The sequence below is a fragment of the Mesorhizobium sp. ES1-4 genome (assembly GCF_020164745.1).
In the GTDB taxonomy this organism is placed as follows: Bacteria; Pseudomonadota; Alphaproteobacteria; order Rhizobiales; family Rhizobiaceae; genus Mesorhizobium.
Genome location: NZ_JAIUGV010000007.1, coordinates 100,030 through 114,179, shown reverse-complemented (window position 1 = coordinate 114,179; position 14,150 = coordinate 100,030). Strand labels below are relative to the sequence as shown.

The window sequence follows — 14,150 nt, the reverse complement described above, 5'->3', positions numbered from 1 at the left end:
TCGATGGGCAATTCAGGAAGCGGCTTTCCGTCCGGAATCGCGTTGAAACAAAGAGGGTTCAGGTAAGCGACAGATCGGCCTTGTCGTCGTCGGCGAGCAACTTCACGTCGGCGCCCGCGAACAACACCTCGACCTCGTCTCCTATGGCGAAACTGTCTGCTTCCAGCGTCGAGCGCACGATGGCTTTCGAGCCGTCGGCCAGATCAACCTCGTATTTGGAACCGGAGCCGAGATAGATGGCCTCGCCGATGCGCCCCGTGAGCCGGTTGCGGCCATCGCCGCTGGCGCCACGGCGGACGAGCGCCAGCTTTTCGGGCCGCAGCAGCATGACCGGCCTGCCGCCATTGGCAAGGCGCCGGGGGGTCGCCACCTTCTGGCCCGCTATTTCGATCGCCGTCTCCCCGCCGGAAATGGCGGCGGCCCCGCGCAGCACGGTGGAATCGCCGATGAACTTGCCGACGAACAGCGTCGCCGGCTCGTCATACAGCTCGCGCCCGGTGCCGATCTGCTCGATGCGGCCCCGGTTGAACACGGCGATGCGGTCCGACAGCACCAGTGCCTCCTCCTGATCGTGCGTCACATAGACGAATGTGGTGCCGAGTTCGCGGTGGATGCGCTTGATTTCGAGCTGCAGCCATTCGCGCAGTTTCTTGTCGAGCGCGCCGAGCGGCTCGTCCATCAACAGCAGCGGCGGATCGAAGACGATGGCGCGGGCCAGCGCCACGCGCTGCTGCTGGCCGCCCGAAAGCTCGCTGGGAAAGCGGTGGCCGAAATCCGCCATCTTGACCATGTCGAGCGCCTGGCGCACGCGGCGTTCGCGCTCGGCTCCGGCGACACCGCGCAGAGCGAGCGGATAGGCGACGTTGCGGCTCACCGTCATGTGCGGGAACAGGGCGTAATGCTGGAAGACAACGCCGATATTGCGCTTGTGCGCCGGCACGCCGACGACGCTCCTGCCGCCCACTTCCAGCGCGCCGGAACTGGCCTCGGTGAAACCGGCGACGACATTGAGCGTCGTCGTCTTGCCGGAGCCGCTTGGCCCGAGCAGCGTCATGAACTCGCCGGCCTCGATGCGCAGCGACACGCCGTCCAGCGCCTTGAAACTGCCATAGGCCTTGCTGATCGCCCTGAGATCGATCGCCGCGCCCCTGCTTTCCTGTCCCGGGTTCCCCATGTTTTCCTGTCCCGGGTTCCCCCTGTTTTCCTGTCCCGGGTTCATTGGCGTCCTTTCCGCTCACGGCCAAGAAGAAGCATGCCGCCGCCGATCAGGATGGTGGTGGCAAACAGCAGGATCGTGCCGACGGCCGCGACCGTCGGGTCGGCGTCGCGCGTGATGGAGGCGAAGATCTGCACCGGCAATGTCTTGAGATAGGGATTGGTGATGAACAGCGACACGACGATCTCGTCGAAGGAGGTGGCGAAGGCGAACAGCAGGCCCGACAGCACGCCGGGCGCGATCAGCGGCAGCGTCACCGTGCGGAAGGTGGTGAGCGCGTTGGCGCCCAGGCTCGCAGCCGCTGTCTCGAGGCGCCTGTCGAACACTTCGAGATTGGCCGAGACGGCAATCAGCACGAAGGGCAGCGCAAGGATGGTGTGGGCGAGCACGAAGCCGAGCAGCGTGCCGACAAGCCGCGTATCGAGATAGACCGCGTAGATGCCGATGGCCAGCACCACGCCCGGCACCACCATCGGCGTCAAGATCAGCATGCGCAAAAGGTTCGCCGGCCGCGCTTTCATGCGGTCGAGACCGAAGGCGGCAAGCGTGCCGAGCACCGTTGCCAGCACCGCGACGATCGAGGCGACCTTCAGGGAATTGAGGAAGCTGTTCGACCAATCCGGGTTGGTGACGAAGTTCTGGTACCATTGCCAGGAGAAGCCCTGCGGCGGAAACGCCAGCGACTTGTTCTCGTTGAACGACATCGGCACCACGACCAGCGTCGGCGCCACCAGCCATATCGCCACCAGCAGGCAGACGAGGCCCAGGACGGCGCGCGTGAGCGGCTTCATCTCCATTTAGCGCCGCCCCGCTTCCCGATACCTGGATCGCATCACGGGCGCGGCAAGTGCCAGCAGCACGAAGGTCACGACCAATAGCACCACGCCCATCGCGCCGCCCCTGCCCCATTGCAGCAGGCTTAGCACTTGTGTTTGCACCAGGGTGGAAAGCATGGTCGAACGCGGGCCGCCGAGCAAAGCCGGTGTGATGTAGAAGCCGAGCGCCAGGATGAAGACGATGATCGCCCCGGCATAGACGCCCGGCAGCGACAGCGGAAGGTAGATGGTGAAGAAGGCGCGGAACGGTCGCGCGCCAAGACTTTGCGCCGCGCGCATCAGCCTGAGATCGATGCCTTTCATGACCGAATAGAGCGGCAGGATCATGAAAGGCAAAAGAACCTGCGCCATGCCGATGACCACGCCGGTCTGGGTCCGGATCAGCCGAACGCCACCGAGCCCGAACGACCGCAGGATCGAGTTGATGACGCCCGAATCCTGGAGCAGGATCACCCAGGACAAGGTGCGCACCACGCCGCTCACCCAAAACGGGATCAGCACGCACAGCATCAGCACCAGCCGAATGCGGGGTCCGACCGCGGTCATCAGATAGGCGTAGGGATAGGCTGAGACCACGCACACCAGCGTGACCCACGTCGAAATGACGAAGGTCCGCTGGAGCACGGTGAGATTGATCGGCGCGCTGAAGAACCAGATATAGTTCTGAAGGCCCCACTGTGGTTCCGACAGGCTGCGCAGGACGATGGTGAGCAGCGGATAGCCGATCACCGCCAGGAGCAGGACCAGCGCCGGCATTGCGAGCGCGTACGGCCGCCATGCCCAGCGCCTTTCGGCAGCCGGAATGGTTGGCTCGGACGCGCTCACGGTGCTGTTCCCGTCAGCTGGTCAATTGCCGGCCATCAGCGCCGACCACTTCTCCTGCGCCACCGCGAAGTTCGGCACCCAGAACTTGAAGTTCTGTTTGTAGCCCTGCTTCTGGCGTTCAGGCGTATTGGTCAGGTAGGCGGACACGGAAGCGTCGACCTTGGGCTGCGCGTCGTTGTTGATCGGCGTGTAGGAGGTTTTCTCCGCCAATATTTCCTGAGCATTCTTGCCGAGATAGGCATTGAGCAGCGCGTAGGACGCATCCGTGTCCTTGACGCCGACCGGGATCGTCATCTGGTCCATCACCACCAGCCAGTCTTGCCAGGCGGGCGCATATTTCGCGCCGTTCTTGACCGCGGTCATCGCGCGGCCCGTCCACATCATCAGCATGTCGGCCTCGCCGGATTCGGCGAGCTGCTGCGATTCGGCGCCGGTCTTCCAGAAAATCGTGTCGGGGCCGAGCTTGCGGACCACATCGATGGCCTTGTCGATATCGGCCACCGTCATCGTCTTCGGGTCGCCGCCGGCAACCTTGAAAGCTTGTTCCAGCAGGCCGCCGGTCGGGCTGCCGGAGCCGTCGATCCCACGCACGCCGGGGAATTTTTGGGTGTCGAAGAAATCGGCCCAGCTCTTGGGCGGGTTATCCTTGTACTTTTCCTTGTTGTACATCAGCACGACACCGTAGTTCATCGCCGGCACCGAGCATTCGCCGACCTGGCCTTCCGGAATTTTCGAAACGTCGAGCTTCGTCAGGTCGAGCTTCTGGAACAGCTTGCCGCAATAGACATAGGGCGGCAGGTCGTCGGTATCGACGACGTCCCAGGTGACATTGCCGGACTCGACCTGCGCCTGCAGTTTGGCGATCTCCGTCGGGCCGTCATTGAGCAGCTTGACGCCGGACTTGTCGACGAAGTCCTTGAGCGCCGCCGCCTGCCCGTCCTGGTAGATGCCGCCATAGGAAACGAAGGTCAGCGTCTTGCCCTTGAGCGAGCCTTCCGCCACCTCTCCCGCCACCGGCTTCGATTGTGCGAGCGCGGCGGTGGCCGCCAGAAGCACGGCGACGCCCGCCGCATGTCCAAATCTCAGTCTCATCGTCAACTCTCCCATTGCAGAACTCGCATTTGTTCTCATTCACCCGGATGCGAGCGGTTTCCGGGCCTGTATTGATCGAGTTCGAACGCGCCGGCGGTTGGCGGGGCGATGATCCACAGCACCTCCGCCGGCGTGTCGCCGATATTGACCGTTCGGTGCGGCACCGAGGTCGCGTATTCGACGCTGTCGCCTTCGCGCATCACGTGGCGCTCGTCGGCGAGGGTGAGTTCCACGGTGCCTTTGAGCACCATGAACATCTCGTGCTTGCCGCCATGGACATAGGCGTCGTCGCCGGTCGAGCCGCCCACCTCGAAATGGCCGGCATAGACCTCGAACTGGTGGATCGGCCGCCGCGACAGGAGCATCTTGCGGGCGTGGATACCGACCGGAACGACCGGCCGGTCCTCGCGCTTCAGCACCTTGTGCAGGGGGCGGGCATTGTCCTCGAACAGATCGTTGATGCCGAGGTCGAGAGCGGCGGCGATCTTGAGCAGCGTGCCGGTGTTGGCGCCGCACAGATTGCGCTCGAGCTGGCTGATGAAGCTCGCCGTCGTCCCGGTCATGTCGGCGAGCTGGCGCAGCGAGACGCGCCGCGCCGCGCGCAGCGCCTTGATGCGAGACCCGACGCCGCCGGTCTCAGGCGCGGCCGCCTCGTCATTCAACTGTTCTGCGGTGGAGTCCGATGCGCGTGGCATTGCCCGTTCCCGTCTCACTTAACACCCTATTAAGTGAGACGGGAAATGGCAAGTGCGGTCGACGGAATTGAATCAGCGATGTGGAGGCAGGCCCATTTCGGGCTCCGCGCTCACTCGCCACGGTTCGGTAAAAGCTCCAAAAACGAAAAAACCGACGTCAGCTTGCTTCTGACGCCGGTCATTTAGGTTTTGGGATCGTCGCACCTGGTTTTTCCGAAGAAAACACCGAGGTTGGTTCGATCCGACGCAGACCCGTGGGCGGGGGGCTTGGGGTTTACGAGCCGGTGCCGGACCGAACCGTCTCAGGCAACGCCGGTAAATTCGTCGGACATTGGGGCATGAGCGCGGATAAAAAGAGGCAGAAATGTGGCGAAGCATCACCAATTCCAACATGCGTTTCATAAACGTGACTGGACGCGACGGAAACGGCTCGCCGCCGCCTTCGCTCGCCGGCCCTTGCAATTGCGGTGCGAAGAGGCCAACTTTGGTTGGCAAAGATTCATTTTCGAGGGATCGAGGCATGACTGATGACGGCAGCGGGATGGGGGATGGAGACGCATCCGCAATATTGATCCCGCTCCACGAGGCGCGACGCGAGCGTCTCGATCAGCCGGTCCGCTTCGACCGGCGTGAACTGGACCAGATCCTCAGGCTCTACGGACGCATGGTCGCCGCCAATGAATGGCGCGACTACGCCATCGATCATCTCACCGACCGCGCTGTGTTTTCCGTCTTCCGCCGGGCCAGCGAAGTGCCGCTGTTCCAGATCGTCAAGGATCCCAAGCTGGCGCGCAAACAGGGCGCTTTCGCGGTCATCGCCGCGGGCGGGCGCATCCTCAAACGCGGCCAGGAGCTTGGCCGCGTGCTCGGCGTCTTCGACAGCAAGCTGAAGCTGGTTCAGGTTTGACTGGGGAATTGAGGAATTGAGGAATTGAGGAATTGAGGAATTGAGGAATTGAGGAATTGAGGAGGAAGATACTCAGACGTCGTCGCCCCCTTTTTTCTTTTTTCGTTCTTCAGTTCCTCAATTCGTCAGTTCTTCAATTCCCCCTCCCGGAACTTCCGCTCCGGCAGAGAAGCCTGATCGGGCGGCACCGATGCCCCGCCGTTCAGCGACAGCTGCATGAACACCGTGTCCAGCCAGCGCCCGTGCTTGTAGCCGGAGCCTTCGAGGCGGCCGGAATGGCGGAAGCCGAGCTTCTCGTGCAGCCTGACCGAGGCGCTGTCGGCGTGGCCATCGCCGATCACCGCGACGAGCTGGCGAAAGCCCGCCGCCTCGACCGCCGCGATCAGGCTCCGCATCAGCTTGAGGCCGACGCCCTGGCCCTTGGCATCAGGCCCGACATAGACCGAGTCCTCGACGATGAACCGATAGGCCGGGCGCGGCCGGAAGGGGCCGGCATAGGCATAGCCGAGCATGGCGCCATCCTTCTCCGCCGCCAGATAGGGAAAGCCGCCGGCCGCGAGCGTGGCGAACCGCGCGCCCATCTCGGCGCGCCCGGGCGGCTCCAGCTCATAGCTCGCCGTGCCGTTGACGACCGCGTCGGCATAGATTTCGGTGATGATGTCGAGGTCGGCCGGGGTCGCCGGCCGGATCACGATGTTGCTCATTCTTTATGCAAACCACTTATATGCCTCGATAGCAGCAGAGGCCCGCACAAAAGAAAAGGGCGGCCGTTGGGCCGCCCTGGTGAAAGTTGATGGTCCAATACCGCTTAGCGGCGGTCGCCCATGAACTGGAGCAGGAACATGAACAGGTTGATGAAATCGAGGTAGAGCGACAGCGCGCCCATGATGGCCTTGCGGCCGGCGACGTCGGAAGCATCGCCCTCGAAATACATCTCCTTGATCTTCTGCGTGTCGTAGGCGGTAAGACCGGCGAACACCAGCACGCCGATCGCCGAAACGGCGAAGGTCAGCGCCGACGACTGCAGGAAGATGTTGATCACCGACGCGATGATGATGCCGAACACGCCCATGATCAGGAACGAGCCCATCGCCGACAGATCGCGCTTGGTGGTGTAGCCGAACAGCGACAGCGCGCCGAAGGCGGCGGCGGTGGCGAAGAAGGTCTGCGAGATGCTTGCCGTGGTGTAGACCAGGAAGATCGACGACAGCGACAGGCCGACGAGGCCGGCATAGACCCAGAACGTCGTCTGCGCGGCGGCGACGCTCATCGACTGGATCCTGAACGACAGGAAGAACACGGCGGCCAGCGGCGCCAGCATCACAACCCAGCGCAACGGCGAGCCGAAGATCGCATAGCCGAACGAGGTCAGCATCTCGCCGCTTGGCAGCGTCGCGACGGCCGAGGCCGGGTCGGTGGTGGTGGCCAGCATGATGGTGCCGATGGCGGCAAGGCCGGTGATGAGCAGGCCAAGCCCCATCAGATTGTAGACCTTGATCATGTACGCGCGCAGACCCTGGTCGATGTCGGCGCGGACGCCGGGCACCGCCGACGTCTGATAATTGCGAATGGGATCAGCCATTGGAAATCCTCTGTTGCTTCTGCCCCGTCCGGTGTCGGGCCTCTTGCGGACCCAGGCGCCGCTGGCGGGGCTCCAGCATGCCTGAGCCGAAATATGATGGTTATTCGCGTCGAGAACAAGACCGTAACCGGGTGTAACGGTTCGTGACGGGCCAAAAATGCTGCTTCGCAGCCGTTTCGGAGGGCATTCTTACCAAGATTTAACCCGGACAGGCCGCGCCGGGCTGGCGAATCAGAGGTTTCGCAGCACGGGTGCCGCCTTGTGACCGAGCACCCGCCATGTGCCGGCGAGCCCGATGCCGACAGTGATCACCAGCGAAAAGGCGATCGTGGCGACCGCTACCTGCGGCATGAAATGCGACGGCAGGGCCATGATGCGCGCGACGACGAACCAAGCGGCCGCACTGCCGGCGGCGAGCGCGAAGATGGCGGTGGCGAGCCCGATCAGCATGTATTCCAGCGAGAACGCCGAAATCAGCGTCGTGCGCGTCGCGCCCAGCGTCTTCAGCACCACCGCGTCATGGATGCGCGCCCGGTTGCCGGCGGCGAGCGCCCCGGCAAGCACCAGGATCGAGGCGATCAGCGCCACGCCTGCCGCCGCCCGGATCGCCGTGCCGAGCTGGCCGACCAGCCGGTTGACGATGTCGAGCGCGTCCTTGACCCGCACCGTCGTCACGGCCGGGAAAGCGCGGGTGACGGCGTTGAGGACGCGCGCATCGTCGGCCGTCGATGCCTTCTTTTCGGTGAGCGTCGCGATCCAGCCATGCGGGGCGCCGGCGAATGTGTTCGGCGAGAAAACCATGACGAAATTGATGCCCATCGTCTCCCATTCGACCTGGCGGAAATTGGCGATCCGCGCCGTGACATTGCGGCCGAGCACATTGACGGTGACGGTGTCGCCGAGCTTCAGCCCGATTTCCTTGCCTTCCTTGTCGGAAAACGAAACCAGCGGCTCGCCGGCGTAATTGTCCGGCCACCATTTGCCCTCGGTCAGCGTCGCGTTTTCCGGCTGCCTGGTGTCGTAAGTCAGGCCGCGATCTCCCTTCAGCACCCAGGCGCCCTCGGCCGGCACCTTGACCTTGTCGACATCGATGCCGTTGAGCGCCATCACCCGGCCACGCAGCATCGGCAGCTTGGCCAGCGTTCCCTGCGGCGCCTCCTTCGCGATCAGCGAGGAGAACGCATCGACTTCGCTGCCCTGGATGTCGACGAAGAAGAAGTTCGGCGCCCGCTCCGGCAGGTTGCCGGAGATCTGGCGCCGGAGATTGCCGTCGATCAGCGCCAGCGTCACCAGGAGCGTCAGTCCAAGCCCCAGCGACAGCACCACGGACGGCGTCAGGGCGCCGGGCCGGTGGATATTGCCAATGGCAAGCCTGAGCGCGACAAAGCGCACGCGCGGGCTTTTCCTGGCTGCCCACTGCACCAGTCCGCCGACGACACGCAGCACCAGGAAAGCAAAAATGGTGGCGCCGACGAAGATCGAGGATATGCGCTGGTCGCCCGAAAACAGGATCGCTAGCGCCGCCAGGACAAGCGCGATGCCGAGCGCCGAAATGACATAGACGGGGCGCGGCAGGCCGCGGCCTTCCAGCCCCATCTCCCGGAACAGCGCGGTCGCCGGCACGTCGCGAGCACGGCCAAGCGGCAGCAACGCGAAAGCGAGCGTCACCAGCAGGCCGAACAGGGCCGCCATGGCGAGCGCGCCGGGATAGAAGCCGCCCTGCGCGGGCACCGGAATAACCGACTCCAGGGCGGCACTCGCGACAAAGGGCATCAGCGCGCCCAGCACCAGGCCGGCGCCGATGCCGAGCAGGGCGATGATCAGGATCTGCACGAGGTAGACGGCAAAGACGAAGCCGCCGGACGCACCCAGGCTCTTGAAGGTTGCGATGACGCCGCGCTTGCCGTCGAGATAGGCACGCACGGCATTGGCGACGCCGACGCCGCCGACCACCAGCGCGGTGAGGCCGACCAGCGTCAGGAACTGCGAGAAGCGTTCGATGTTGGAGGACAGCGCCGGTGCGGCGTTGCCGCGCGTCCGGATCGACCAGCCTGCCTCTGGGAAATCCTTGGCCGCCTGGTCCTGGACAGCCTTCAGCCGCGCCTCGTCGGCACCGGCGGGCAGCCGGACCTTGTAGGCGTTCTCGACCAGGCTGCCCGGCTGGACCAGCCCAGTTGCCGCCAGGGCCTCGGTCGAGATCAGCAACCTTGGCGCGAAGCCGAACCCGTCGGAGACAGCGTCGGGCTCGGTCACCAGCCTGGCGCGCAGTTCGAATGTGGCGGTGCCGAGCTTCAGCCGGTCGCCGATCTTGAGATGCAGCCGTTCGAACAGAAGGTCTGGTGCCACGGCGCCGAAAACGCCGAACTGCCGGCCGAACAGTTCCTGCTTCGACAGCGCCGGTTCGGTCTCCAGCGCGCCATAGAGCGGATAGGCCTCGTCGACCGCCTTGGCCTCGACCAGCGCCTGGTCCGTGCCATCGGCAAGACGCGCCATCGAGCGCATGCCGGCGGTATGCGAGACGACGCCCAGTCCGTCGAGAAAACCGAGTTCGGCCGGGCTGGCGTCGCGCTGGTTGATCTCGAAGCGAAGATCGCCGCCGAGCAGCACCTGGCCCTGGTCGGCGACGCCGGCGGTGATGGAGCGGGCCACCGAATTGACGCCGCCGATGGCCGCCACGCCGAGCGCTATGCAGGCGAGGAATATAAGAAAGCCGGAAAGGCCGCCACGCATCTCGCGCAGCGAAAAGCGGATGGCAAGCCTCAAGGTCCGCGCCAGCGGCATCAGGCGGTGACCTTGACCGGCGCCGGTGCTTCGATGCGGCCGGAGCGCATCGAAACCTGGCGCGAGCAGCGCGCCGCGAGCGCCGGGTCATGGGTGACCAGCACCAGCGTCATGCCGCGCTCGGCGGCCTTGGCGAACAACAGATCGGCGACCTGCCGCCCGGTCGCCTGGTCGAGATTACCGGTCGGCTCGTCGGCGATGAGGATGCGCGGCGACGGTGCCAGCGCCCGCGCTATCGCCACGCGCTGCTGCTCGCCACCCGAGAGTTCGCCGGGATAATGGGTGACGCGGTCGCTGAGGCCGACCGCCGCCAGTTCCCGTTCCGCCACCGAAAACGGATCGGCGTGGCCGGCCAGTTCCAGCGGCACCGCGACGTTTTCCAGCGCCGTCATGTTGGGGATGAGATGGAAGGATTGGAACACAATGCCAATGTTTCGGCCACGAAACGAAGCGATCTGGTCCTCGGTTTTGCCGTTGAGCAGCTCGCCGGCGATTCGGACCGTACCTGAATCGACCCCTTCCAGCCCTGCCAGCACCATCAGCAATGTCGACTTGCCGGATCCCGAAGGGCCGACGATACCCGTGGCCTCGCCGCGCGCCACCTCAAGGCTGACGCCCTTCAGCACATGGACCAACGAAGCCCCTTCGCCAAGCGTCAGGGATACGTCTTTCAGCGCGATGACGGCTTCTGTCAAAATGAAAGCGTCCTATATGGAAAGGGAGGCTCTGCCTGTCGGAAGCCGTCGCCGGAAGAATTCTCTGTCATATGGGGCGCGCCGCATGTCTTTCAAACGCCGCTTTGCCGCAGGCCTGATCCTTTTCCTCGCCATTTGCGGCGTCATTTCGCCGGCGCACGCCGCGCCATACAAGATCGTCGGCTTCGGTGACAGCCTGATGGCGGGGTTCGGCCTTGGCCCTGGCGAGGGTTTTACCGACAAATTGCAGGCCGCCCTCCGCGCCAGGGGCCATGACGTCACCGTCGCCAATGCCGGGGTCTCCGGCGACACCACCAGCGGCGGCCTGGCGCGGCTCGACTGGTCGGTGCCGGACGGAACGCGACTGGTCATCCTCGAACTCGGCGCCAACGACATGCTTCGCGGCGTTGCGCCCGAGATCGCCAAGAAGAACCTGGACGAGATGTTGGGCAAGCTCAAGGAGCGCAAGATCGCCGTGCTTCTGGCCGGCATGCGGGCGGCGCCCAATCTCGGCGCCGACTACCAGAACGCGTTCGACGCCATCTTTCCGGAACTCGCCACCAAATACGGCGTTACGCTGTACCCGTTCTTTCTCGACGGCGTCGCCGGCCATCCCGCTTTGCAACTCGAGGACGGCTTGCATCCGAACGCCGAAGGGGTCGACCTGATGGTCGAGCGCATCCTGCCGACGGTGGAAAAAGCCATCGCGGCGGCGCCGGGAGGTTCATGAAGTCCGACAAAGCCGCTTTCCGTTAGGGAAAGTTTTAGCAAAGCCTGCGACCAACAAACCACTTGCTCCATTTGATCATCGATGATTCGCTAGGGATGACAGTTCGATTCGAGGAAGGGAGGCTCTTCATGCCGCGTCTTTTCACCGCCCTCGAAATTCCGCGTGACGCCGCCCTTTCGCTGTCCATGCTCCGGGGCGGCCTGCCTGGCGCCCGCTGGATCGACGTCGAAAACTACCATCTGACGTTGCGCTTCATCGGCGATGTCGAAGGCCACGTCGCCGACGAGATCGCCAACGCGCTCGACCGGGTGCACCGCCCGTCCTTCTCGCTGACGCTGTCGGGTGTCGGCGCTTTCGGCCAGAAAAAGCCGCACGCGGTGTGGGCGGGCGCTTCCCCCTCGCCCGATCTGGCGGCCCTTCAGGCCGAGATCGAGCGCATCTGCCAACGGCTCGGCATCCCCGCCGATCCGCGCAAGTTCATGCCGCATGTGACGCTGGCGCGCCTGCGCAATTCGAGCCCGCTCGACGTCGCCCAATATCTGTCGGCCCGCGGCAATTTCTCGACGCTGCCCTTCCGCATCGGCCGCTTCGTGCTGATGTCGTCGCGCGATTCGGTCGGCGGCGGTCCCTATATCGTTGAGGAAGCCTGGCCGCTGTCCGGCGTCGATACGCGCGCCGCCAGCCGCGCCGCCAGCGCCTCCGACGCCTCGCGGATCATGCGGTAGACCTCGGCGAACGCTTCCTGGTCCTCATAATAGGGATCCGGCACATCGCGCGGCCTTCCCTCGGCGAATTCCCGGAACAGGTGGATGCGGTCGCGCACCGCCGCCGGCGTCAGCGCCTTCAGGTCGGCGACGTTGGACCGGTCCATGCCGAAGATCAGGTCGAAGCGGTGAAAGTCTTCCGGCGTGATCTTGCGCGCCCGCTGCCGCGAGATATCGATGCCGTGGCGCGATGCCACGGCAATCGAGCGCGGATCGGGAGCGGAGCCGACCTCCCAGCCGCCGGTCGCGGCCGAATCGAGCACGATATCCCAACCATATCCGCGCTCCGCCAGCACGGCGCGAAGGACGCCTTCCGCCAGCGGCGACCGGCAGATGTTGCCGAGGCAGACGAAAAGAATGGAATTTATGGGCTTCGCGATCATCGATCCGGCGCTATGGTTGCGTCTTCAGCGCAATAGCACGGGAAACGGACATGACGAGAGAGAAACTGGACAGGCAAGCCGCCGAGGCAGCGCTGAAGGGGCTTGCCGGCTGGACGCTGGCGCAGGACGGCGCCTCGATCGGCCGCACCTTCACCTTCAACAATTTCTCCGAAGCCTTCGCCTTCATGACCCGGGTGGCGCTGGCCGCCGAGAAGATGGACCATCATCCCGACTGGTCGAATGTCTACAAGACCGTCGACGTGACCTTGAACACGCATGACGCCGGCGGCGTCACGGCGCTCGATATCGAACTGGCCAGAAAGATGAACCGTTATTTCGGCGGCTGAACGCGGCTTGGCCATGCGCACGGGCCGGTGCGGACCCGGCAAATCGGCGCCGGCATCTTGCAGCGGGGTCCGGCTTTCACCACATTTTGATCGGCGGGCGTGCGTAGATATGCGCACGGGACCCGCAAGGAGAGATTGATGGCGCAGGGTTCCGGTTTTGACTTCTTCGGCTTCGGCGACAAGCTGGGCGGGGAGGGCGAAGTGCGCGAGAAATTCTGGCGCACCGCCAAGAAGGCCGCCCGGCAGATTCCGTTCATGGAAGACGTCGTCGCCGCTTACTACTGTGCCATGGACAAGGACACGCCGTTGCGCGCCAAGGGCATATTGGTGGCAGCGCTCGGCTACTTCGTCCTGCCGGTCGACCTCATTCCCGACTTCATCTTCGGTCTCGGCTTCACCGACGATATCGCGGTGCTGACCGCCGCGATCACCGCCGTCAGCGCCCATATCACGCCGGCGCATCGGCAGGCCGCCAGGGACGCGATCGCGGACAAGGGCTGAAGCCCGCCAGCCGAATCCCGCCGCATCGGCCCGACCTCCGGGCGGAGGCGTTGAGCGAACGGGTTAAAAGTCAAACTCTTGCCGTTTTCGTGGCCTCCAAGTCCCCGAAGGGACGCCGTGCCAGCCGCTGAATAAGGCGGCGGTGCGGAGATGGCGGCGGTTTCCTGGGGTGAAGGTCCCTTTCTCTTGGGAAATTCACCGTTTGGTAACCCAGATTAAATCAAAATGAAGCGACGGCAGGACGCCATGCGGCCCGCCTCCGCACCATTTGGAATATGGGAAAAGCGATGCGCGGATTGATTGCACTAGTTTCGAGCCTGGTCCTGGCGGCCTCGGCAGCGCCGGCGTTGGCGCAGCAGGCGACCAAGATCGGCCAGCACAATGCCTGGGGCACCTACAGCTACCAGGCGTCTGGCGGCAAGGTCTGTTATGTGCTGACCGTGCCGACCGACAAGCAGCCGTCGACGCTCGACCATGGCGACATGTTCTTCTTCGTCAGCCAGCGACCGGGCCAGCAGATATCCTATGAGCCGCAGTTCATCGCCGGCTACAATTTCCAGGAAGGTTCCAAGGCCATCGTCACCATCGACAAGAAGACCTTCTCGATGTTCACGCGCGGCAAATCCGCATGGGTCGAGAACGCCGCCGAGGAGCCGGTGCTGATCGCCGCCATGAAGTCCGGCACCGACATGAAGGTATCGGCGAAGTCGGGCCGCGGCAATCCGACGAGCTATGTCTTTTCGCTGAAGGGCATTTCGGCGGCGCTGTCCTCGATCGCCAAGTGCAACTAGAGCAA

Annotated in this window: 16 protein-coding genes; 6 read left to right on the top strand and 10 right to left on the bottom strand. The window is 64.3% G+C overall.

Translation table 11 applies throughout. The annotated features are described in order from the left end of the window. Positions 1 to 58: 58 nt before the first annotated feature. Genes LB556_RS15105 through LB556_RS15085 form a run of 5 tightly spaced genes read right to left on the bottom strand, consistent with a single transcriptional unit; the run spans position 59 to position 4,664 of the window. Positions 59 to 1,174: an ABC transporter ATP-binding protein gene (locus tag LB556_RS15105; RefSeq protein WP_224568322.1), complete on the bottom strand. Its 1,116-nt coding sequence runs from the start codon at positions 1,172 to 1,174 to the stop codon at positions 59 to 61. Positions 1,175 to 1,215: 41 nt separating this feature from the next. Next, complete coding sequence (locus LB556_RS15100) at positions 1,216 to 2,013, bottom strand: ABC transporter permease (RefSeq protein ID WP_224568319.1); 798 nt, start codon at positions 2,011 to 2,013, stop codon at positions 1,216 to 1,218. After that, complete coding sequence (locus LB556_RS15095) at positions 2,014 to 2,877, bottom strand: ABC transporter permease (RefSeq protein ID WP_224568317.1); 864 nt, start codon at positions 2,875 to 2,877, stop codon at positions 2,014 to 2,016. It lies immediately after the preceding gene. 21 nt (positions 2,878 to 2,898) lie between these two features. After that, a complete protein-coding gene (locus LB556_RS15090) occupies positions 2,899 to 3,969 on the bottom strand; it encodes an extracellular solute-binding protein (RefSeq protein ID WP_224568316.1) in 1,071 nt (356 codons plus the stop codon). A 35-nt stretch (positions 3,970 to 4,004) separates the two neighbouring features. Further along, a complete protein-coding gene (locus LB556_RS15085) occupies positions 4,005 to 4,664 on the bottom strand; it encodes a helix-turn-helix domain-containing protein (protein ID WP_224568314.1) in 660 nt (219 codons plus the stop codon). Between the two features lie 520 nt (positions 4,665 to 5,184). On the opposite strand from LB556_RS15085, the gene LB556_RS15080 reads away from it, so the two are divergent. Next, positions 5,185 to 5,571: a DUF2794 domain-containing protein gene (locus LB556_RS15080; protein WP_224568313.1), complete on the top strand. Its 387-nt coding sequence runs from the start codon at positions 5,185 to 5,187 to the stop codon at positions 5,569 to 5,571. 125 nt (positions 5,572 to 5,696) lie between these two features. On the opposite strand, the gene LB556_RS15075 is transcribed toward LB556_RS15080, so the two are convergent. The 4 genes from LB556_RS15075 to LB556_RS15060 form a co-directional block, all read right to left on the bottom strand. Continuing rightward, entirely contained in the window at positions 5,697 to 6,275 is a 579-nt protein-coding gene (locus LB556_RS15075; protein ID WP_224568311.1) for a GNAT family N-acetyltransferase, read from the bottom strand. 104 nt (positions 6,276 to 6,379) lie between these two features. Further along, positions 6,380 to 7,153, bottom strand: coding sequence for a Bax inhibitor-1/YccA family protein (locus LB556_RS15070; protein ID WP_140703759.1), 774 nt, complete (start codon positions 7,151 to 7,153; stop codon positions 6,380 to 6,382). A gap of 231 nt (positions 7,154 to 7,384) precedes the next feature. Next, complete coding sequence (locus LB556_RS15065) at positions 7,385 to 9,934, bottom strand: ABC transporter permease (RefSeq protein ID WP_224568309.1); 2,550 nt, start codon at positions 9,932 to 9,934, stop codon at positions 7,385 to 7,387. Continuing rightward, on the bottom strand, positions 9,934 to 10,629 hold the full coding sequence (locus LB556_RS15060) for an ABC transporter ATP-binding protein (protein ID WP_224568308.1): 696 nt from the start codon (positions 10,627 to 10,629) through the stop codon (positions 9,934 to 9,936). The genes LB556_RS15065 and LB556_RS15060 overlap by 1 nt, the downstream gene beginning before the upstream one ends. 85 nt (positions 10,630 to 10,714) lie before the next feature. On the opposite strand from LB556_RS15060, the gene LB556_RS15055 reads away from it, so the two are divergent. Both LB556_RS15055 and thpR read left to right on the top strand, forming a co-directional pair. Then, positions 10,715 to 11,359, top strand: a complete 645-nt coding sequence (locus tag LB556_RS15055; protein ID WP_224568305.1) for an arylesterase — start codon at positions 10,715 to 10,717, stop codon at positions 11,357 to 11,359. 128 nt (positions 11,360 to 11,487) lie between these two features. Continuing rightward, complete coding sequence (thpR, locus tag LB556_RS15050) at positions 11,488 to 12,084, top strand: RNA 2',3'-cyclic phosphodiesterase (RefSeq protein WP_224568303.1); 597 nt, start codon at positions 11,488 to 11,490, stop codon at positions 12,082 to 12,084. Here the strand turns inward: thpR and LB556_RS15045 are convergent. After that, positions 11,988 to 12,506: a low molecular weight protein-tyrosine-phosphatase gene (locus LB556_RS15045; RefSeq protein WP_224568301.1), complete on the bottom strand. Its 519-nt coding sequence runs from the start codon at positions 12,504 to 12,506 to the stop codon at positions 11,988 to 11,990. The two genes, thpR and LB556_RS15045, sit on opposite strands and share 97 nt — an antisense overlap. A 50-nt stretch (positions 12,507 to 12,556) precedes the next feature. Here LB556_RS15045 and LB556_RS15040 point away from each other — a divergent pair, with 50 nt between their 5' ends. The 3 genes from LB556_RS15040 (at position 12,557) to LB556_RS15030 (ending at position 14,145) form a co-directional block, all read left to right on the top strand. Beyond that, positions 12,557 to 12,853 (top strand): 4a-hydroxytetrahydrobiopterin dehydratase, encoded by a 297-nt coding sequence (locus LB556_RS15040; protein ID WP_224568299.1) that lies wholly within the window; start codon positions 12,557 to 12,559, stop codon positions 12,851 to 12,853. Positions 12,854 to 12,991: 138 nt separating this feature from the next. After that, positions 12,992 to 13,354 carry a YkvA family protein gene (locus LB556_RS15035; protein WP_224568296.1) on the top strand — a complete coding sequence of 121 codons (363 nt, stop codon included), beginning with the start codon at positions 12,992 to 12,994 and terminating at the stop codon, positions 13,352 to 13,354. A 287-nt stretch (positions 13,355 to 13,641) separates the two neighbouring features. Next, positions 13,642 to 14,145 carry an invasion associated locus B family protein gene (locus LB556_RS15030; protein ID WP_224568294.1) on the top strand — a complete coding sequence of 168 codons (504 nt, stop codon included), beginning with the start codon at positions 13,642 to 13,644 and terminating at the stop codon, positions 14,143 to 14,145. The last annotated feature ends 5 nt before the right edge of the window (positions 14,146 to 14,150 follow it).